Source organism: Streptomyces sp. NPDC002573 (genome assembly GCF_042889625.1).
In the GTDB taxonomy this organism is placed as follows: Bacteria; Actinomycetota; Actinomycetes; order Streptomycetales; family Streptomycetaceae; genus Streptomyces; species Streptomyces gibsoniae.
This window is the reverse complement of sequence record NZ_JBIARC010000101.1, coordinates 1-18,452: the sequence shown is the minus strand read 5'-3', so window position 1 is coordinate 18,452 and position 18,452 is coordinate 1. Positions and strand designations below refer to the sequence as shown.

Genomic DNA, 18,452 nt, shown 5'->3' with positions numbered 1-18,452 from the left:
CCCCGTCTGACCGTCACCCCGGAGGCGCAGAGCACTCCGGCGCTCCGCGCCTCCGACCCAAGGATGGCCTTCACCCCCGCCCTGAAGGGCGGAGCGCTGGCCAAGATCAGAGGTAGAGCCGGAGAAGTGGGTCACTCGAAAATCGACATGGTTTATCACCCCCTATGCATTCCGGGCCATTCGGGTGATTTACTTCACGCAACAAGTTTATTGTTGGACTATGCGTGAGCGCGTAGCTTTGCCAGGGCCAAGACGACGTGGCGTCCGCCGTCAGCAGGCACGATCGGCTGACAGCGCAAGGAGGAAAGATCATGGAGAAACTCATGGCGTGTATCGCGACCGCAAGCGTTTCTGCAGCACTCGCCGGAGGCGCTCTCCTCGCCGCCGGTGACTCCGCGACTGCGGCCACTTCGCAGGACAGCCGGCCCACCCCGCCCTGGCCGTCCTGACCGCGGACGCGAAGGCCATCGGCCTGCACGGCATACATTACGACCCGTGGATGGGTACGGTCACCGGCTCCATGACAGCGACACCCAGGACTACGGCAGCCTGTGTGACGACGGACACGGTCACACTGGCACGTACCGGGTGGCGAGTGGCCACTTCGCCCCCTGGGCGGAAGACCAACTGCTGAAATTCGACCCCTTTGATCGATGATCAGTTTGCGATGTTCATCCACTCCGGCGAACTCGGTCATCGGCGCTTCGTAAACGACTAGCGCCGCAGCATCCACACACACACTCGGACCGCACAGGTGAGGGCACCCGCCGCTGAGTATCGCCCGGTGCACGCTCAGGTGACGTCGCCCGTGCGTCGGCAACCGGCAGCCTGTGCCTGGTGCGGATCTCGGGCCCGCGTCGCCGTCCTGTGCTCACGGTGAACCCACTTGGCCCCAGAGTCCCACAGCCCACGGTCCCATCCCCTCCCACCGGCGCGAAGCCGAACCCGGACCAGCCCACTGACCACAAGCCTGTCCAAACGGCCCCTCGACATCATTCGCATTCTTCAACGGACGCTGATGCCCGCTTCGTCGTGTGCCCGCCGTCCAACGCCCGACACGACACAACGACTCCACCGCATGGCGATGGAGTCGTGCATCCAGGAGGAACGTTCATGCACGCCCGGAGGATCGGCGCAGCCGCCGCAACAGCGTTGGCAGTCCTGGCTGCCCGCGACCTCATCCAGAAGAAGCACGCACTGCTGCGGAACTTCCCGGTGATCGGGCACGCCCGGTACCTGTTGGAGTCGATCGGGCCGGAGCTGCGGCAGTACGTCGTGACCTCCAACGAGGAGGAGCGCCCCTTCAGCCGTGACCAGCGCAGCTGGATCTACGCGTCGGCGAAGGAGGAGAACAACTACTTCGGGTTCGGGACCGAGGTCGACGTCGAGCACGTGCAGGGGCACGCCTACGTGAAGCAGCGCACGTTCGCCGGCGCTCTGCCCGACGCGCACGACCCGCAGGCGCCGCTGCCCTCGGCCAAGGTGCTGGGCGGGCCCCGCGGGCGCGCCAAGGCGTTCCGGCCGGCGAGCGTGGTGAACGTCTCGGCGATGAGCTTCGGATCGCTCTCCGGCGCGGCGATCACGGCCCTGAACAAGGGGGCGGCACTGGCGGGCACGATGCACAACACGGGCGAAGGCGGCCTCTCGCCGTACCACCGCAGCGGCGGCGACCTCGTCCTTCAGATCGGGACGGCGTACTTCGGCTGCCGCAACGACGACGGCAGTTTCAACCTCGCCAAGCTCAAGGACGTGGTCGCCGACGCCCCCGTCAGGGCGATAGAGATCAAGCTCTCCCAGGGCGCCAAGCCAGGGCTGGGCGGGATGCTGCCGGGCGCGAAGGTGACCCCCGAGATCGCCCGGATCCGCGGCATCCCGGTCGGCAAGGACTGCGCCTCCCCGTCGCGGCACACCGCGTTCAGCGACGTCGACTCGATGCTCGACTTCGTCGAGCTGCTCGCCACCGAGACCGGTCTGCCGGTCGGGGTCAAGAGCGCGGTGGGAGAGATGGACTTCTGGCAGGAGCTGGCCACGCTCATGGCGCGTGGTGACCGTGGTGTCGACTTCGTGACCGTCGACGGCGGCGAGGGCGGCACCGGGGCGGCGCCGCTGATCTTCACCGACTCGGTGTCGCTGCCGTTCCGAATGGGCTTCTCCCGGGTCTACGGCACCTTCGCCGAGCTGGGGCTGACCGACGAGCTGACCTTCATCGGTTCCGGCAAGCTCGGCCTGCCCGAGAACGCCGCGGTCGCCTTCGCTCTGGGTGCCGACATGATCAACGTGGCCCGTGAGGCGATGCTGTCCATCGGCTGCATCCAGTCGCAGAAGTGCCACACCGACACGTGTCCCACCGGCATCGCCACCCAGAACCCATGGCTGGCCCGCGGCCTCGACCCGGCCTCGAAGGCCACCCGGGCCGCCGTCTACCTGCGCACCCTGCGCAAGGAGCTGATCAAGGTTTCGGGGGCCGTCGGCGTCGCCCACCCGGCACTCATCACAGCCAACGACATCGAGATCATGAACGGCGACTACGAGGCCCGCACGCTGGCCGGCGTCTACGGTTACAAGGACGGCTGGGGACAGCTCGGCCCGCACCTCGCCGACGAGATCACAGCACTGCTCACCACCAACCCGACCACCGCCCCGAGGCCGGCCCTCTGAAGCGTGGACCAACCCACCCCCCTGCCCCTACCCCACGAATCGGTCCGTGCCGAGGTGATCACAACATGACCGAAGAAGTGAGATTCAACAGCGTCGTCGGCCCCGAGCTTGCCGGGTCGATCGACCTGCCAGAAGGCGAGATCCGGGGCTGGGGGATCTTCGTCCACGGATTCACACTCGGCAAGAACTCGCCGGCCGCCTCGCGTGTCAGCAAGCAGTTGGCACGCGAGGGGATCGGGATGCTGCGCTACGACAACCTCGGGATCGGAGACTCCGACGGCGACTGGGGGGACGGCTCCTTCACCATCAAAGTCCAGGACACCGTCCGAGCAGCAACTCTCATGGCGGAGCGAGGGACTCCGGCAGACCTGCTGGTGGGGCACTCGTGGGGAGGCGCCGCAGCCATCGCCGCAGCGGCCGAGGCAACCGGCGTCCGCGCCGTCGCCACCATCGGGGCACCGGCCGACCCCAGCCACGTCGAGAAACAGTACGACGCGGTCGTGGAACGCGTTCTCAGTGACGGGTCGCACGAGTGGTTCGTCGGCGGGAGGACCCTGGTCCTCAAGCGTGCCTTCGTCGACGACGTCCGCCACGCTCGCCTGCGTGAGCGGATACACGAGTTGCACATGCCGCTGCTCGTCCTGCATTCGCCCACCGACAACACCGTCGACATCGCCAACGCCAGTGAGATCTTCTGGGAGGCACGACACCCCCGAAGCTTCGTCTCCCTCGAAGGAGCGGACCATCTCCTGACCGCACCAGGACAAGCACAGCGAGCCGCCCACATCATCAGCGCCTGGGCCGACCAGTACATCCACAGGTCACGGCCCGGAGGAAAAGACATGTGAGGTGGCTACTGAGCATCAATTCGTGATGTGTTCGGTCGACTGGGCGGTGGGAGTGAGTGTCCCTGAGCCTGGCTCCATCGATCGGTGACCGGCTGACGGTGCCCCCATGGAGAGGACGTGCCTTGTGACCTGCGAGGATGGGAGTTCTCTAGGCTTCCAACCCGCAGCAAGACAAGGCACGTCCTAGGTGAAATCCGGCTCTCCTGCCTGATGTGTGGGTCATTCTGTGGCGGGTTGGCGGCCGGGGAGGGTGGGCTTGTCTCCGGCGAGGGTGAGCATGACGAGGGCGATGATGGCTTCGGCGGAGTGGAAGCCGAAGCCGCGGCGGATGATCAGTCGGGTCTTGGTGTTGGTGGACTCGATCAGTCCGTTGGACATGCCGGTGGTCAGGGCGGCGCGGATGGCGTCGTAGTGCCGGCGGATCCTGCGCTGCAGGTCGACGAAGGTGTCGATGCGGCAGCGGCGGGCCCAGCTGATCCAGCGGTCCAGGGCTTTCAGGGCGGCCCGGGGCCGGGTGCGGGCGAGGGTAAATACGGCGCGCAGGGCTTCCTTCAGGCGCCAGGCGCGGTGCATGCTGGTCTCCCCGGACGAGGAGTCACTGCTCAAGATCTCGGAGGGGCTTCGATTCGGGCGCCGTTTCCGCTACCCGATTCGAGTCGAGTGGGACGCCGTGTGCGTGACGAGAACCGGCCAACTCACCGTGGAACCGGTCAGCGACGAAGTCATCACTCCGACGCTGCTCATGGTGTTCCTGCACGTCGACCCGATGGCGCACGGGGCAGAACCAAATCTGGTGCAGGAGTTGTCACCGAAAGAAGAACGCATCCTGGCGTTGGTCGCGTCCGGAGCCACCTCCGCGTTGATCGCCCGGGCGGTCGGCCTCACGGCGGACGGCGTCAACTACCATCTCTCCCGGATGTGCCGCCTGCTGAAAGTGCCGAACAGGACCGCACTGGTCGCCAAGGCGTATGTCCTCGGAATTCTGAGCCCCACGTCCTGGCCCCCCGGCTCCGAAGATGGCAAGTGACGTCGGGCGAGCCCCGCCCCCTCTGACCGGGCGAAACGGCGGAGGCGCCGGACCACCGCTCGTCATGCCGGAACCGTCCCGCTCAGTCCGCTCAGTACGACGTCGTGGCATCGCGACCTGTCGCCGATCTGAACGATGGCGGCGTGGGGCTGGTGGTCGTCCGCCGTGGCAAGAAGGAGGCAGGCTCCGGATGCCGGCGCATCAATTTCGTAAGAGCCATCGGATTGCGTGCCGATCCGGCCCAGTTGGCTCCCATTCAGCGAGAGAAGGGTGATGGCGGCCAGGGACACAACGTCTCCGTAAGAGTTCCGTACTCGACCGAAGACGCGGGGTGCTGCCGGCGAGGGAGCGGTCGACTCGGTGGCGTTGCGCCGGTCGGGCGCAGCGGCTCTGGGAGCGGGCTTTCCACCGGATTCGTGCTGCGTACCGCCGGGTGTGGCCGCGAGGGAGACCGTGGAGCGGAAGTGTGCATGTGCGGCGGTGATCTGGTGGCTCGTGAGCCGCTGGTGACCGCCGTGATCACGGATCCACGCGACGATCAGTCCCAGGGCCAGGCCGACGAAACACCCCACGGCGATCATGATCCAGCCACGCGTCAGGCCGGCATCGCCTCGGGCGCCGAAGTAGAGGATTGCGCGAACGCCGTCGTCGATCTGCCGCATGGGTTCGAGCCCGGCAAGCCACCGGTAGGGGCTGGGAACGGTCTGGAGGGGGAAGCTCCCCCCGGACGAGGGCACCGCCAAAGCGACGAAGAAGAGCATACCCACCAGCGACCCGAGTCCTCCGACCAGCGATGATGGTCTGAGCTGTCACCCCGACGGCGATCGAGGCGCATACGGAATAGATCCATAGAGACCGAAGTGGGGTGTATCCATATGAAGGGTGAATTCACACGTGAGCAAAATTACTGTCGCGGTGACCGGTGACAGGACGACCGACATGACGGTCTTGGCCACCAGTGTTTGGGTGCGGGTGATCGGGGCCGGCAGATTGCTGGACCAGCGACGTCCGCGCTCGGCTGACTGATATCCCAGAGCGAAATCGACCGAGCTGCTGACGACACCCGCACCCAGATAGGCACCAAGAGTGAGGACGAGGCTGACGTAAAAAGCGCTGAGGCCGAATCCGGAATGGTTGCCGAGAGGGCGATGCTCGCTCGTGTGCAACGTGACGGGGTCAGCCAGCAATATCTTCTCGGCGGTCGGGATCGCCCGGCGGCTCGTGTGGTGCGCGGGCTCCACGTGCGCAGCCAGCGTCGCGGCGATACGACTCGACACGGTGTGGGTCGTTCGCTCTCCGACGGCTTGAACCGAGGAGGTGGCCACGCTGCCGGAACGGGGGTTTGCGAGCAGGTGGACACTCGGCTGCCGCGGAGCCATCCCATGGGGCGCGACGGGGCCGGTCAAGGACAGGACGCCGCTGCTGAAATCAGCTGGAATGATCAAGGCGCCGTAGACTGCGTCTTTGTCCATCTCGGCTTCTGCCTCGCGCAGACTCTGCGTCTGCCATTCCACGCGTTGACGGGAATCCGACGCGGTCGTGATGCCCCGGACGATCTGCGGACCGAGGTGCACCTTCCGGCCGTCGACGTGCACCGCCTGGTCCTCGTCGACGATCGCGATCGGGAGGTGGTGGAGGTTGCCCGTGGGGTTGATGATGCCTCCGATGTAGGACAGCGACACCACCACGCTGACCGCGATCATGACGAGCGTCGGGAAGAACCAGAGGTTCGGTCGGCGTAGCAGGTACCGGGCGGTGGCCTTCGGCACACCGGGAACATTCATCGTCATGGGTGTCGGATGCCTTTCGGGTTCCGGGTGGAGCTGCGGACAGGCCCTGGTTGACGGTCTGCGGCTGGGTTTACGGCGCGGCCTGAGCGACGTCCGTGCGAGCCGATCCTGTGCGGATGTGCCGCGCGCGGTGTGCACGCCTTCCGAATGCGGACCGTCTGCGCCAATGCCGCGCAGCGACTCGATACGGATGGGGCCCGGATTTCGATGATGACGTGGGACGGTGCCCGATTCGTCGGCTCGGCCTACAGGAATTCGTAGTCGAGGGTGCGCGGAGCGGTCCGCCACGGTGTTCTCCGGCAGTCGACGGCCGCGCCTCCCGTCAGGCCCTGTCCACCGACCCGCCCACCGTCGAACGCGGCGTCGAGCAACTGACCCGGTTCGGCGTTTCCGTTCGACTTCGCCCGCCCTCGGAGGCTGGCCCGTCGCCATCACCTGCCGGGCCAAGGTGCCGCTCGCCGACCTGCCCGCCGTCGGACGCGCCCTGATCCGCCCGCCCGAAACACGCTCGACCCGTACGGCCGCTCCACGGGCGTCGGCACGCCCGACGTCTGGGTCGGACTGCAGACCTGACGCCACGTCGTCGCAGAGGTCTCCACCACGCCGGACTCCACGCTCCCGCGCCTCGTGGTCTCCGGCCGGACGGGCGCCTGTCGTGCCACCGAGGAGTGCCAGGTGGGCGAGAAGGGCGTGGTCTACGGCGGTGATGTCTCCGGCGCCGCGCCGGGCCGGCCGGGGCGCGACCGGTACGGCGAGCTGGGCGCATTGATCCTGCAACGCGCCGCCGCCCATGACGGTGGTGAGCCAGAGCGCTCGACAACAGCACGCCGAGGCCGCAACGGGGAGCGCCACACAGCAGCCAGGTGCAGGCTGGATGGTGGAGGTGGGTTGCCGTGGCGCAAAGCGAAGCCGTCTCGCCGGGCGAGGGTGCTGCGGTGCTGGAGGCTCTGTTCTGCCAGTCCCCTACCGGGCTGCTGATCTTGGACACGGAGCTGCGCATCCTGCGGATCAACCTCACCAGGCCGGTTCTGCACGAGGCGCCCACCGAACAGATCGTGGGCCGACACGTCACTGACATGTATGACCTTTCCGCACCCGATGAGGTGGAGGCGATGCTGTACAGCGTGCTGGAGAACGGCGCCCCGCACGGGAGCGGCTCGTGGGGTTGCGTCCGAAGGGCGCACCGGGGCCGGAGTACCTCGTCTCCCTCTCAGCAGCTCGGCTGGAGGACGCTGAGGGCAGGATCTGGGTGCTGCTGACGGAGATGCTCGATGTCACCGAACGCGAAAAGGCGCGCGCCCGCATGCGACTCCTCAGCTCGGTGCGCGAGCACGTGGGACGGACCCTGGATGTGGTGGCCACCTGCGAGGAACTGGTGCAGGCCGTGGTGCCGGACCTCGCCGACATCGCCGTGGTGGAAGTGGTGGACGCCGTCGTACGTGGCGAGGCCCCTCCCCCGCATTCTCTGGGACCGGAGGTGCCGTTGCGCCGTGCCGCCTTCGGCCATAGCAGCAGCACGGAGCAGATTCACGCACATCCGCTGGGCGACGTGCGCGCCCTGCCGTTCTCGACGCCTTACGCCCAGACGCTGGCCGAGCCTTCCCGTTCGGCCATGGGACTGTTTGCGGGATCCTGCCCGTCCCACAGGGACATCACGCGCGCGGCGGCGTCGCGGACCAGGACGCCGTACTGATCGCGGAGTTCGTCGGAGAGCCGGTAGGTCGGCACGGAGATGCTGAGGGAGGCGGCCGGCGCCCCGGTCGGATCCAGGATCGCCGCAGCGACGGCGCTCACGTCGTCGCGCCACATCCCGGTGTTGATGGCGTAACCGCGCTTGCGGACCGTGGCGAGAGTGGCACGCAGCGCCTCGGCGTCCGTCACGGTCTGCGCGGTGTACGGGGTCAGCGGGTGGCGGGTGATCGCGTCTGCCGGAAGGTGGGCAAGGATCGCCAGTCCGGAGGCCGACGCGTGGAGGGGAGCGCGACCGCCGACCCAGGAGACGTTACGGACGGTGTGCGTGCTGTCGATCTTGTCCAGAAGGATCACGCTGTCACCGTCCACGATCGTCAGGTGGATCGTTTCGCGGGTCTGCCGGGCGAGATCCGCCATCGCGGGCGCTGCGGCCTCGCGGAGCATGCGCTCGTGGCGCAGTACGTGTCCGGCCAGCTTCAGGGGCCTGGCCGTCAGTATCCACCGTGTGTGGCCGCTGCCGTCCAGCGGGCGGATCCACCCCACCTCGGCCAGCGTGGTCAGGCTGCGCTGCACGGTGCTCTTGGGCAGATCCAGCTCCCGCGCCAGCGCGCCCACACCGACCGGCTGGGCCTCGGCGAGCGCTTCGAGCACGGTGAAGGTCGTGAAAACACTGCGCATCTGTTGACGCCTCCTGACCGCTCCCCTAGCGTTTGCACCGCATGGTAGCACAGCTGTTCCACGATGCGGCACAAAGCGCGAAATTCTCAGGAGATGCGATGGCGGGCCCCCTCGACGGCGTGCGGGTTCTGGACGTGAGCCAAGTGATGGCTGGTGCCTACTGCGCGGCGCTCCTCGCCGACATGGGCGCCGACGTGATCAAAGTCGAGCGTCCGGCGGGCGACGAACTGCGCGGCTGGGGAGCCGACTTCCCCGGCGGCCAGTCGCCGGCATACATGGCGGTGAACCGGAACAAGCGCGGGATCGCCCTGGACTTGCGGGACGAGCGGGGAGCCGCCGCGCTGCGCAGGCTCAGCGAAGGAGTCGACGTCCTCGTCGAGAACTTCAGGCCGGGCGCCATGCAGCGCCTCGGCTGCGACTATCCCAGCCTCGCCGCACGGAACTCCGCCCTGGTCTACTGCTCGATCTCGGGATTCGGCCAGGACGGCCCACTGGCCGGCCGGGGCGGGTACGACCTCGTCGCCCAGGGCATGTCCGGGATCATGAGCGTCACCGGGGAGCCCGGTGGCGCGCTGGTCAAGGCGGGCGTGCCGATCTGTGACCTCACCGCGGGGGTCCTGGCCGCCAACGGTGTGCTCGCCGCCTATGTCCACCGCCTGCGTACCGGCGAGGGACAGTACGTGGACACATCCCTGCTGGAGGCCGGTATCTCCCTGATGGTGTGGGAGAGCGCCGTCCTGTTCGCCACCGGGCAAGTAGCCGGCCCGCTCGGCTCGCAGATGCGGCTCGCGGCCCCCTACGAGGCGTTCCGGACTGCCGACGGGTGGCTGACCGTCGGCACACCCAATCAGCGGATGTGGGAACGCCTCGTGGAGGCTTTGGAGTGTCCGGGGCTGGGGACGGATCCGCGGTTTGCCGATCCGATGTCCCGCATGACCAACCGCCCGTCGCTGACCGAGCAACTGCAGAAGAAATTCCTGGAGTACACCACCGAGCAGTGGATGGACATCCTCCTGCCCTACGGCATTCCCGCCGGGCCCGTATACGACATCGAGCAGGTCTATTCCGACCCCCAGGTCCGGGCCAGGCGGATGCTCGTCGAGGTCGAACACCCTGCGGCGGGGCCGGTGAAGCACATCGGCGTGCCCGTCAAGTTCTCCCGCACTCCGGCCGTCATCGATCGTCCGGCCCCGCTGCTGGGCGAGCACACGACCGACGTGCTGACCGAAGCCGGCTTCGGCCGGTCCGAGATCGAGGCCCTGCTCGCCGCGGGCGTGGCCAAGGAGGAGAAGTGAGCGCAGTCCAGCTGAGGCACCACACACCGCACGTTGTGGTGATCACACTCAGCAACCCGCCCGTCAACACTCTCACCTGGGAAAGCCGGGCGCACCTGAAAGCGGCCATCGACCGGCTGGAGGAGGAGCCGGAGATTCGTGCGGTCGTCCTCACCGGGGCCGGGGGTGCGTTCACCGCCGGCGCGGACCTGGTCCAGGACCAACGGATGAGCCGGACCGAACTGCCCGACTTCGTGGCGGACTTCGAGCGGATCGTCGACGGCCTGGAGAGGTTCCGCGCTCCGGTGATCGCCGCGGTCAACGGACCGGCCGTCGGCGGCGGGTTCGAGCTGGCCCTGGCCTGCGACATCCGCGTCGCGTCGAGCGCGGCGACCTTCGTCGCGGCCGGGGTCAATGTCGGCCTCATGGCGAACTTCTGGCGCCTCGCCAGGATAGTGGGCCTCGGACCGGCCAAGGAGATCCTCCTCACCGGCGAGCGCTACGGAGCCGAGCGAGCCGCGGCCTGGGGACTGGTCACCGAGGTGTGCGCACCCGAGGCGCTCATGCACGTAGCGCTGGCGAAGGCGGAACGGATCGCGACCCGCGCCCCCCTGTCGGTCGAGGCCACCAAGCGTTGCGCGAACGACGCTCCGGAGATGAGCCGGGACCAGGCGCACCGGCGACAGATCGACGAACTGGCCGAGTTGTTCACGAAGGACGACCACAAGGAGGCACTGCGTGCCTTCTTCGCCCGCTCGGTCGGCGAATACCACCGGCACTGATCCCGAGGAGTGACGTTGCACAGCTCTGTCCTGACCACCGTGCTGTTGCCGATCGCCCTGGCGGTCATCATGCTCGGCCTGGGCCTTTCTCTCACCTTGGCCGACTTCGTCCGCGTGATCAGTGCGCCGCGTGCAGTGGGCACGGCACTGGCCTGCCAGCTGGTGCTGATGCCCGCGCTCTGTCTGGCGCTGCTTGCTCTGACCCGAGCCGACCCCGACACCGCGGTCGGGATGCTGCTCCTGGCCGCATCACCCGGCGGAACGCTCGCGGCCCTCTACAGCCACCTCGCCCGCGGTGACATCGCGCTGAACATCACCCTCACCGCGGTCAACTCGCTGATCTCCGTCGTCACACTTCCGCTCGTCATGTGGGGCGTGACCCGCCACTACGTCGGCCACGCCCACACCATCGGACTGCAACCGCAGGGCGTCGTCACGCTGATCGCCACCGTCGTACTGCCGGTGGGCCTGGGGATGGCGCTGCGGCGCCTGCGCCCGGGCCTTGCGCGGACGCTCAGCCAGACGGTACGGATCGTCGCGCTCATCGTGCTGGCGGTGGTGATTGTCGGTACGATCCTGCAGAACGCCGGTCGGCTGGGCCAGTCCCTCGGCTTCGTCCTTCCACTCACGGCGGCGTTCAGCGTCCTGAACCTGGTCATCGGCTACTGGGTTCCCCGCCTCACCCGCGTCGAGCGGCCCCAGGCCGTCGCCTCGTCAATGGAGATCGGCATCCACAACGGTGCGCTCGCCGTCACCATCGCCCTGAGCCCCGCGTTGCTGAACATGCCGGCCGCCGCAGTGACACCCGCGATCTACAGCCTCGTCGCATTTATCACCGCGGCGGTGGCAGCCTCCCTGCTCGCCCGGCGGACCCGTCCACTCCCCGTGATGGAACCGGCGAGCAGCACCTGACGGCCGCGCAGGGTCGTGGAGATATGGTCCGCAGCAGCGGTGATGTTCTCCTGCGTCAGGCACCGCCACTCGCCTCAGCGCTTCCAGGCCGTAACCGCGAACTACTGCAGGACGAGGCTCCGTACTGCGGTCGCGATACAGATCTTCCCATCACCACTTTGTCACCGTGGGGAGTTGGGCAACGAAGTCCTACGCCATCAGGCCCCGGGACCCGTGTTCATCACGAACGTCACGTCCTCGGCGGGCAGTTCGCGGCCGCCGTCGCCGAGGAACCCCACCCGCACGGCCTGACCGGTGGAACGCAATCGCCGCAGAGAAGAGGGTCCCGACGGGCGAGGGCGGTGGTGGTCACCCCACTGCTGCAGAGCGGCCAGCACGAGTTGCAGCTCCTGCCCGGCCGGAGTCAGGTGGTAGCTCTGCCGATGCCGACTGCCCGGCTCCTGGTACGTCCGCGTACGCAACACGCCGGCCTCACTGAGAAGCTTGAGCCTGTCACTGAGCAGGTTCGGCGCGATGCCGAGGGACGACTGGATTTCGGCGAATCTGTGCTTGCCCGCGAATATGTCGCGCAGGACCAGCAGTGTCCAACGTTCGCCAAGCACCTGCAGGCTGCGCTCGATGGAGCAGGCCGGCGAATCGTCCGTGGGACCGGACACCTTCCTCGTCGATGGCACTGCCACCCCACCTTCCACATCTCTGCGGGATCCGCACGTATGCCACGCGACCGCATGGCGTACACGAATTATATACCTGGATATCAGATCCATATCCAGAGGGCGCCAAGCGTCCGGAACACACTGCTCGCCTGTGACCGGCATGGCGTCAGGACGGCGGACAGGACGGGTCCGGCTTCACCCGCACAGCGGGTACGGCCCACGCGGCGGGCGACCACCTCCCCCGCGGTGCCGGGGTCGGCCCGCTGCCGTTACCGACGGGACATCCCAGCACTTGAGAGCCCCGGCAGGGACGAGGGTAGGCGGAGCGGAACGACGCCGGTGACGCGCGCGGCACCGACGCCGCACCTCGGGGCAAGCCCCACCGGCTCACGCGTCAGGCAGCAGCGGACGAGGCCCGTGACCCACCGTTCTTGAGTCGGCCGGCCACTGTCGCGAGCAGCTCGTCGGAGAGGTCCTTGTCGGCCACGGCCCTGGACATGAGCGTGGCGCCGACCAGGGCGCTGAGGGTGAGCATCGCCTCGGCCTGGGCTTCCTCGGATTCGTCGCCGAGACCGGCGAGCAGGTCCAGGTAGGTGCGGACCTGTTTCTCGTAGGCCTCTTTGAAGTGCTGGTCACCGCGTCCGGCGGCGGCGCCGAGCGTGACCAGGGCGCAGCCGGTGGCCGGCGCGTCACGGTGCCGTTTCCCGAGGTAGGCGTCGATGAGACCGGCCCTCGGCTCTCGTTCGTTCTTCCGCGCGGCTCTCTCCATTTTCGCCGAGCCCTCGGCCAGGGCTACGGCCGCAGCCTGGGAGATCAGGTCATCCCGGGAGGCGAAGTGTTTGTAGAAGCCGCCGTGTGTCAGCCCCGCCTCCTTCATCAGCTCCGCGATGCCGGGGCGCGTGACACCTTCCGCGCGGATCTTGCGGGCTGCGATGCGCAGCACCCGCTCGCGGGACGCCGCCTTCTCCTTCTGAGAGTGCCCCATGTCAGGTCTTCCTTTCAGGGGGCGGCATGCCGCCGACAGGTGGATGACGACCATCATACACATGCAGTGGCCGAGCCGTCGGCATTTGAGTTCAAGGATGATGCGGGTAATCCTGATTTTGGATGTTGTTCATCCAAACTTGAGGAGACAGACGCCATGACCGAGACCTACGACCCCAGCCGCACAGCCGTTCTGCTAGTCGACCCCTACAACGACTTCCTTTCCGAGGGCGGCAAGACCTCGCCACGAGTGGAGCCCGTGGCGAAGGAGGTCGGCCTGCTGGACGACCTGCGTTCCGTGGTCGACTCCGCCCGCGAGACCGGCGTGCGCATGGTCTTCGTCCCGCACCGTCGCTGGCAGCCGGGCGACTACGAGACCTGGGGCCATCCGAACCGCTCGCAGCGCAACATTCAGGAGGGGCACCAACTCGCCAGGGGCTCATGGGGCGGGGAGTTCCACCCCGATTTCCAGCCGTGGCCGGGCGAGGACGTCGCCGCGGAGCACTGGGGCTCGAGCGGGTTCGCCAACACCGACCTGGACTTCCAGCTCAAGCAGCACGGCATCACCCACGTGGCGGTCGTCGGCCTGCTGGCGGAGACCTGCGTCGAGGCCACGGCCCGTTTCGCCATGGAGCTCGGCTACCACGCGACGCTGGTCCGGGACGCCACCGCGGCCCTCTCCCCCGAGCGAATGCACGCCGCACACGAGCTGACCGGCCCCACCTACGCCCATGCCATCGTCACCACCGCAGAACTCGTCACCGCGTTCAAGGACGTACGCCCGTGAGCCTGCTGCCGACCAGGCGACGGCCCGATGCAGCCGATCCCCCGCGCCTTCCCGATACACCCGCCCCGCCCTCCTGGCGGCGCGAGGGGGCGCAATGACCGCCCCGTCCACGACCTCGGGCGTGAAGCGGGGCACCATTCCCGTCTTCGCCGCCGCCACCGCCGTTACCGTCTCCAACATCTACTTCACCCAGCCGCTTCTCGAGCGGATCGCGCAGGGGCTGGGCGTCTCCTCCGCCGCGGCGGGCATCGTCGCCACGGCCGGGCAGATCGGCTACGCGCTGGGCATCGTCGTAATCGTCCCCCTCGCCGACCTCGCACGACTGCGCAGGATCTCGCGGATTCTGCTCGCCATAACCGCACTGGCCCTGGTCGCAGGAGCACTGGCCCTGGTCGCAGGAGCACTGGCCCCCTCGATAGCGGCGCTGAGTGCGGCGACCTTCGTTCTGTCGGTCACCACCGTGCTCCCGCAGCTCATCATGCCGACCGTCTCCTCGATGGCCGCGAGCGGCCAGGCGGGCCGGTCCCTGGGAGCCGTCGGTACCGGGTTGACCCTGGGGGCACTGCTCTCCCGTACCGCCTCCACGAAGCGACCGGGACGTGGCGCGCCGGGTACTTCGCCGCCGCGGCCGTCACCGCCCTGCTCTTGCTCGTCCTGCCCCGGTACATGCCGGAACAGAGCCCTGACGGCCGCCAGGACAGGATCGGATACCTGAAACTGCTGGCGTCCCTGCCGCCGCTCATCGTCCGGCATGCTTCCCTGCGCCTGTCCGTGCTCCTCGGCGCGGCAGGATTCGCTGCCTTCTCCGCGTTCTGGGCGACGTTGTCCTTCCATCTGTCCCAGCAGCCCCTCGGGCTCGGACCGGCCGCGGCCGGCCTTTTCGGTCTCGGCAGCGTGCCCGGCGCACTGGCCGCCCCTTACTCCGGTCGGCTCACCGACCGCTACGGCTCCGACACCGTCAACGCCCTCGCCCTCGCGTCCGCCGGCACCGCCTTCGTCGTCTTCTTGCTCGCCGGCGACTCCGTGGAGGCACTCGTGATCGGTTGCAACCTGCTGGGCTACGGCACCACCAGTGCGCAGATAGCCAACCAGACCCGGATCTTCAGCGGGCCCGCCGCCCTGTGTGCCAGGCTCAACACCGTCTACATGTTCGCCTTGTTCGCCAGCGGCGCGGTCGGCTCCAGCGTCGGCCTGGCGCTTTTCGGAGCTCACGGCTGGACGGTGATGGTCTGGGAGGGGATGGCCTTCCTCGCCGTCGGAGCGCTGTCCCTGGCGGTCCATTCCGTCAGGCAACAACGCCGCACATCCGGGGTGCAGAACTCCGCAGCGACGGGCCCGTGTGTCGCACCGTCGCCCGCCCCGCCGGCAAGGGCGGCCGAAGCCCGTGACGAAGGACGCCGGCCTGCTCCTGCTGGACAACCACCTCGCCGGGCCGCGGGAAGCCCCCTTGACTTTAATAATACAAGTCAGCTTGAATTGCTACCGCCGACGCCAGACCTCGGCCCGCGTGCGACACCGAACGGATGGGACATAGACATGCAGATTCACGGCAAGACCGCCCTGGTGACGGGCGCCAACCGCGGGATCGGCCAGGCGTTCGCCCGAGAGCTCGCCGAGCACGGCGCCACGGTCTACGCCGCCGCACGCCACCCCGAACTGATCACCGACCCCGGGGTGGTGCCGATCCAATTGGACGTCACGGACCCGGCCACCATCGCCACGGCGGTCGAGGCGATCGGGGACCTCTCGATCCTGGTCAACAACGCCGGAACCGCCCTCGCAGCGCCGGTGCTCACCGCGTCACTGGACGACGCCAGGCGCGAGATGGAGATCAACTACCTCGGCACCTGGGCTGTGACCCAGGCCTTCGCTCCGGCGCTGTCCCACAACGGCGGCGGTGCCGTCATCAACATGCTGTCCGCTGCATCCTGGCTGGCCCTGGACCAGGCGCCCGGATATGCAGCGAGCAAGGCAGCGCAATGGTCGCTGTCCAACGCCATGCGGCTGGCCCTGCGGCCGCAGAGCACCCGCGTGCTCGGAGTGCACGTCGGGTATGTCGACACCGACCTGTCCGCCGGCATCGACCAGCCCAAGATCAGTCCCGAGGAAGTCGCGCGAGCCGCGATCAAGGGACTCCTCGAAGGCAGGGAGGAAGTACTCGTCGACGAATTCAGCCGCCGGATCAAGTCCGCGCTGCCCAACGACATCGCCGCGCTGTATTCGCCCCGGTGACGGACGGCGCACTCATGAGCGACCTATGACACCCGTCGCACGGCGGCTTCGCCGGCCGATCCCTGCAACAACACGTCATCAGCAGCGCCCGGCCACTTGCCGCACGACACACGACACGCATGGTCACCGGTGGGCTGCAAGGGCACCGATCCATCCCGATGTACGCGAGGTGGTCGCCCGGCTCGGCACAGCCTTCCATGTGTCGAACAGCTGCGGTCCGCAGGAGCCTTGGGTGTGCTACGACTGCCGGGCCTCGCCTCGATCAGGATGTTGCGCTGGGCCGGCCCGGTTGGCACGCGGGGTCCCCGTCCGGCGGCCGTTGGGACACGTCACGGTCCCGACCAGTCACCGTTGCGTTACGGGTTTGACAAGTGACGCAGAGAGTGTGATCCAGAGACACCGGGCGATACGGCCCGCCCCGCCGACTGAGCGGAGATTGACTGTGGGAAGTCGGAAGACCTTGGACAGCGCTGCGGCGGCACGTCACGCAAGGTTCGGCAAGTTGCCCGAGCGCATCCGTTACGAGGACATGGTCGAGGAGAAAGCGGCCACGTCGAAAGACCCGGCCAGGTATGCCTACGACCCCGAAGGATCGTGGATGTCCTTCTCCTGCCTGGCCGTCGACCTGGGCCTGTGAACCAAGGCTCCTCAGGCTGTGTCCGTCAGCCGATCAACGGCTTGCGGTCCGCCTGTCACCTGACGGTGTGCCACGGACTGCTGCGTGATCGCTGCCCCAGCCTGACCACCGAGCTCTTTCAGCGCTGCCGCTCCAAGGTGAGGCCGACCGCGGAGATCGACGACATCCGATTTGGACTGCACGGGGGTGTCGTCATGCACGGCTCCGAGTCCCACGTAGGCACGGTCGGCGAAGACCGGAACGCCCTGGCACTCGCAGGTCCGGATTGATCCGGTGGGTGCGGACTGCGGACAGGCCACGCGCGACCGGGCAGTGCTGATGAGATCCACCGCAGTCGGCCGTGCGGATCGGTCACGAGCTCCACGTTCACGCGGTGCCGGCGCTGTTTGTGGGAGTGCTCGACCGGGCCGTCGCCCACCCGGTCCCACTCCGCCAGGGCGCCGTCGGGCAGAACGTGGTCGGGGTCGGCCTCGCGCAGGACGCGCAGCAGGCCGGGCACGCGGTCGGCGAGCAGGTTGATCACCGCGGTCACGTAAGCGTGGGCCGTGCCGATGTGCCGAAGCCCGCGGCAGTCTGCGCGAGGGTGTCGAGCCCGCGCAGGTGGACCAGGCCGACCAGCCCACGCTGGTGCGATGAACACCTCCCACCGGCAGTTCGAGGCACTTACGTCCGCCGAGGACACCGGCCGTCCGGGGGCTTTGCACCTCCTCGGGAGCGGCCCGGAGACGGTGACACCTGCCACCCGGGCCGCCGCTGGGCCGTCCCAGCCCGATCAGCGATGACGGATGACGACAGAGGCTACGGATGACGACAGAGGCTTGAAGACGTCACCGCAGGTCACAGGGGTGCGCCGGGGAAGACGCCCGCATCGGAGACCTGGCTCGTCACTTCCAGCAGAACTGATCAAGGCTGCTGGCGGCGCCAACAACTGTGGAGCGCTACGGTGCTGCCACCGGTGGCGTGGCGGCCGGTGCGGTGCATCATGAGAGTGCGGCTTCACCCCGACTCCCACGTTCACGGCGCGGGAGACCGTCCCGGGAGGTTGTGCACGTATGCCCGTCGTCATCGCCCGCCTGATCCCCGCGCCGGGCAAGACCCAAGAGGTGCTTGACGTGTACCGCGAGCTCGCCCCACTGGTCCATCAGGAACCGGGATGCCGGCTCTTCGCACTCCACACCGATGGCAAGGACGTCTTCATCGTCGAGCACTGGCTCACCCCCGAGAACTTCCAGGCGCACCTGGCCAGCTCGAATCTCCAGCGGATCAGGGACGCGACAAAACCCCTACTGACCGCCCCCAGCGAGATCTGGCCGGTGGAAAGCGTCCCCCTCGGCGACCCCGGCAAGGGCGTGATCCCCTAGCGACCGCCGTCTGAGCCGTCACGGCAGCGTGTCGATGCACTAGATGATCTATTCCAAGGGGTGCCTGAAGAGACGAAAACGAGGGCGTCCAAGATCATGTTGTGACGCACAACTTGGACACCCTCGCGACAGCA

19 protein-coding genes and 2 pseudogenes are annotated in these 18,452 nt (G+C 67.9%); 14 read left to right on the top strand and 7 right to left on the bottom strand.

Annotated features, from left to right (window positions below):
* The 3 genes from ACFYX0_RS42430 to ACFYX0_RS42420 form a co-directional block, all read left to right on the top strand.
* Window positions 1–228: hypothetical protein (locus tag ACFYX0_RS42430; RefSeq protein WP_388979828.1), on the top strand; the 228-nt coding region annotated here is incomplete at its 5' end.
* Between the two features lie 885 nt (window positions 229–1,113).
* Complete coding sequence (locus tag ACFYX0_RS42425; RefSeq protein ID WP_388979825.1) at window positions 1,114–2,658, top strand: FMN-binding glutamate synthase family protein; 1,545 nt, start codon at window positions 1,114–1,116, stop codon at window positions 2,656–2,658.
* A gap of 65 nt (window positions 2,659–2,723) precedes the next feature.
* The gene (locus ACFYX0_RS42420) at window positions 2,724–3,506 is read left to right on the top strand and encodes an alpha/beta hydrolase family protein (protein ID WP_388979824.1); all 783 of its coding nucleotides are present in this window, start codon (window positions 2,724–2,726) and stop codon (window positions 3,504–3,506) included.
* A 219-nt stretch (window positions 3,507–3,725) separates the two neighbouring features.
* Here ACFYX0_RS42420 and ACFYX0_RS42415 read toward each other — a convergent pair.
* Window positions 3,726–4,073: pseudogene (locus ACFYX0_RS42415) on the bottom strand (transposase); the annotation flags it as partial.
* A gap of 4 nt (window positions 4,074–4,077) precedes the next feature.
* Here ACFYX0_RS42415 and ACFYX0_RS42410 point away from each other — a divergent pair.
* The gene (locus ACFYX0_RS42410) at window positions 4,078–4,533 is read left to right on the top strand and encodes a helix-turn-helix transcriptional regulator (RefSeq protein ID WP_388979821.1); all 456 of its coding nucleotides are present in this window, start codon (window positions 4,078–4,080) and stop codon (window positions 4,531–4,533) included.
* A 62-nt stretch (window positions 4,534–4,595) separates the two neighbouring features.
* Here the strand turns inward: ACFYX0_RS42410 and ACFYX0_RS42405 are convergent, their stop codons facing one another.
* On the bottom strand, window positions 4,596–5,294 hold the full coding sequence (locus ACFYX0_RS42405) for a hypothetical protein (protein WP_388979819.1): 699 nt from the start codon (window positions 5,292–5,294) through the stop codon (window positions 4,596–4,598).
* A 48-nt stretch (window positions 5,295–5,342) separates the two neighbouring features.
* A complete protein-coding gene (locus ACFYX0_RS42400; RefSeq protein WP_388979816.1) occupies window positions 5,343–6,323 on the bottom strand; it encodes a YhgE/Pip domain-containing protein in 981 nt (326 codons plus the stop codon).
* An 863-nt stretch (window positions 6,324–7,186) separates the two neighbouring features.
* Here ACFYX0_RS42400 and ACFYX0_RS42395 point away from each other — a divergent pair.
* Window positions 7,187–7,582, top strand: coding sequence for a PAS domain-containing protein (locus ACFYX0_RS42395; protein ID WP_388979813.1), 396 nt, complete (start codon window positions 7,187–7,189; stop codon window positions 7,580–7,582).
* Entirely contained in the window at window positions 7,483–8,016 is a 534-nt protein-coding gene (locus ACFYX0_RS42390) for a hypothetical protein (protein ID WP_388979831.1), read from the top strand. Before ACFYX0_RS42395 ends, ACFYX0_RS42390 begins: the two co-directional genes overlap by 100 nt.
* On the opposite strand, the gene ACFYX0_RS42385 is transcribed toward ACFYX0_RS42390, so the two are convergent.
* On the bottom strand, window positions 7,899–8,693 hold the full coding sequence (locus tag ACFYX0_RS42385; protein ID WP_388979810.1) for an IclR family transcriptional regulator: 795 nt from the start codon (window positions 8,691–8,693) through the stop codon (window positions 7,899–7,901). The genes ACFYX0_RS42390 and ACFYX0_RS42385 overlap by 118 nt on opposite strands.
* Window positions 8,694–8,791: 98 nt before the next feature.
* On the opposite strand from ACFYX0_RS42385, the gene ACFYX0_RS42380 reads away from it, so the two are divergent.
* Genes ACFYX0_RS42380 through ACFYX0_RS42370 form a run of 3 tightly spaced genes read left to right on the top strand, consistent with a single transcriptional unit; the run spans window position 8,792 to window position 11,661 of the window.
* On the top strand, window positions 8,792–9,988 hold the full coding sequence (locus tag ACFYX0_RS42380; RefSeq protein WP_388979807.1) for a CaiB/BaiF CoA transferase family protein: 1,197 nt from the start codon (window positions 8,792–8,794) through the stop codon (window positions 9,986–9,988).
* Window positions 9,985–10,749: an enoyl-CoA hydratase/isomerase family protein gene (locus tag ACFYX0_RS42375; protein ID WP_388979804.1), complete on the top strand. Its 765-nt coding sequence runs from the start codon at window positions 9,985–9,987 to the stop codon at window positions 10,747–10,749. Before ACFYX0_RS42380 ends, ACFYX0_RS42375 begins: the two co-directional genes overlap by 4 nt.
* A 15-nt stretch (window positions 10,750–10,764) precedes the next feature.
* Complete coding sequence (locus tag ACFYX0_RS42370; RefSeq protein ID WP_388979801.1) at window positions 10,765–11,661, top strand: bile acid:sodium symporter family protein; 897 nt, start codon at window positions 10,765–10,767, stop codon at window positions 11,659–11,661.
* Between the two features lie 197 nt (window positions 11,662–11,858).
* Here the strand turns inward: ACFYX0_RS42370 and ACFYX0_RS42365 are convergent, their stop codons facing one another.
* Together ACFYX0_RS42365 and ACFYX0_RS42360 are read right to left on the bottom strand one after the other, a co-directional pair.
* A complete protein-coding gene (locus ACFYX0_RS42365; RefSeq protein ID WP_388979798.1) occupies window positions 11,859–12,335 on the bottom strand; it encodes a winged helix-turn-helix transcriptional regulator in 477 nt (158 codons plus the stop codon).
* A 376-nt stretch (window positions 12,336–12,711) separates the two neighbouring features.
* The gene (locus tag ACFYX0_RS42360) at window positions 12,712–13,302 is read right to left on the bottom strand and encodes a TetR/AcrR family transcriptional regulator (RefSeq protein WP_382018835.1); all 591 of its coding nucleotides are present in this window, start codon (window positions 13,300–13,302) and stop codon (window positions 12,712–12,714) included.
* Between the two features lie 156 nt (window positions 13,303–13,458).
* Here ACFYX0_RS42360 and ACFYX0_RS42355 point away from each other — a divergent pair, with 156 nt between their 5' ends.
* The 4 genes from ACFYX0_RS42355 (at window position 13,459) to ACFYX0_RS42340 (ending at window position 16,957) form a co-directional block, all read left to right on the top strand.
* Complete coding sequence (locus ACFYX0_RS42355; protein ID WP_388979796.1) at window positions 13,459–14,088, top strand: cysteine hydrolase; 630 nt, start codon at window positions 13,459–13,461, stop codon at window positions 14,086–14,088.
* 94 nt (window positions 14,089–14,182) lie between these two features.
* Window positions 14,183–14,803 (top strand): hypothetical protein, encoded by a 621-nt coding sequence (locus ACFYX0_RS42350; RefSeq protein ID WP_388979794.1) that lies wholly within the window; start codon window positions 14,183–14,185, stop codon window positions 14,801–14,803.
* Window positions 14,734–16,320, top strand: a complete 1,587-nt coding sequence (locus tag ACFYX0_RS42345) for an SDR family oxidoreductase (RefSeq protein WP_388979792.1) — start codon at window positions 14,734–14,736, stop codon at window positions 16,318–16,320. The genes ACFYX0_RS42350 and ACFYX0_RS42345 overlap by 70 nt, the downstream gene beginning before the upstream one ends.
* A 442-nt stretch (window positions 16,321–16,762) precedes the next feature.
* A complete protein-coding gene (locus ACFYX0_RS42340) occupies window positions 16,763–16,957 on the top strand; it encodes a hypothetical protein (protein WP_351215051.1) in 195 nt (64 codons plus the stop codon).
* Between the two features lie 203 nt (window positions 16,958–17,160).
* On the opposite strand, the pseudogene ACFYX0_RS42335 reads toward ACFYX0_RS42340, so the two are convergent.
* A pseudogene (locus ACFYX0_RS42335) lies at window positions 17,161–17,590 on the bottom strand (transposase family protein); the annotation flags it as partial.
* Between the two features lie 419 nt (window positions 17,591–18,009).
* Between ACFYX0_RS42335 and ACFYX0_RS42330 the strand changes: the two are divergent.
* On the top strand, window positions 18,010–18,318 hold the full coding sequence (locus ACFYX0_RS42330; RefSeq protein ID WP_388979789.1) for a putative quinol monooxygenase: 309 nt from the start codon (window positions 18,010–18,012) through the stop codon (window positions 18,316–18,318).
* The last annotated feature ends 134 nt before the right edge of the window (window positions 18,319–18,452 follow it).

What these genes read in the sequence shown, in the direction of transcription:
- ACFYX0_RS42425 (WP_388979825.1), top strand. Translation starts at nt 1,114, where the DNA reads ATGCACGCCCGGAGGATCGGCGCAGCCGCCGCAACAGCGTTGGCAGTC.
- ACFYX0_RS42420 (WP_388979824.1), top strand. Translation starts at nt 2,724, where the DNA reads ATGACCGAAGAAGTGAGATTCAACAGCGTCGTCGGCCCCGAGCTTGCC.
- ACFYX0_RS42410 (WP_388979821.1), top strand. Translation starts at nt 4,078, where the DNA reads ATGCTGGTCTCCCCGGACGAGGAGTCACTGCTCAAGATCTCGGAGGGG.
- ACFYX0_RS42405 (WP_388979819.1), bottom strand. Translation starts at nt 5,294, where the DNA reads ATGCTCTTCTTCGTCGCTTTGGCGGTGCCCTCGTCCGGGGGGAGCTTC.
- ACFYX0_RS42400 (WP_388979816.1), bottom strand. Translation starts at nt 6,323, where the DNA reads ATGACGATGAATGTTCCCGGTGTGCCGAAGGCCACCGCCCGGTACCTG.
- ACFYX0_RS42385 (WP_388979810.1), bottom strand. Translation starts at nt 8,693, where the DNA reads ATGCGCAGTGTTTTCACGACCTTCACCGTGCTCGAAGCGCTCGCCGAG.
- ACFYX0_RS42380 (WP_388979807.1), top strand. Translation starts at nt 8,792, where the DNA reads ATGGCGGGCCCCCTCGACGGCGTGCGGGTTCTGGACGTGAGCCAAGTG.
- ACFYX0_RS42360 (WP_382018835.1), bottom strand. Translation starts at nt 13,302, where the DNA reads ATGGGGCACTCTCAGAAGGAGAAGGCGGCGTCCCGCGAGCGGGTGCTG.
- ACFYX0_RS42355 (WP_388979796.1), top strand. Translation starts at nt 13,459, where the DNA reads ATGACCGAGACCTACGACCCCAGCCGCACAGCCGTTCTGCTAGTCGAC.
- ACFYX0_RS42350 (WP_388979794.1), top strand. Translation starts at nt 14,183, where the DNA reads ATGACCGCCCCGTCCACGACCTCGGGCGTGAAGCGGGGCACCATTCCC.
- ACFYX0_RS42330 (WP_388979789.1), top strand. Translation starts at nt 18,010, where the DNA reads ATGCCCGTCGTCATCGCCCGCCTGATCCCCGCGCCGGGCAAGACCCAA.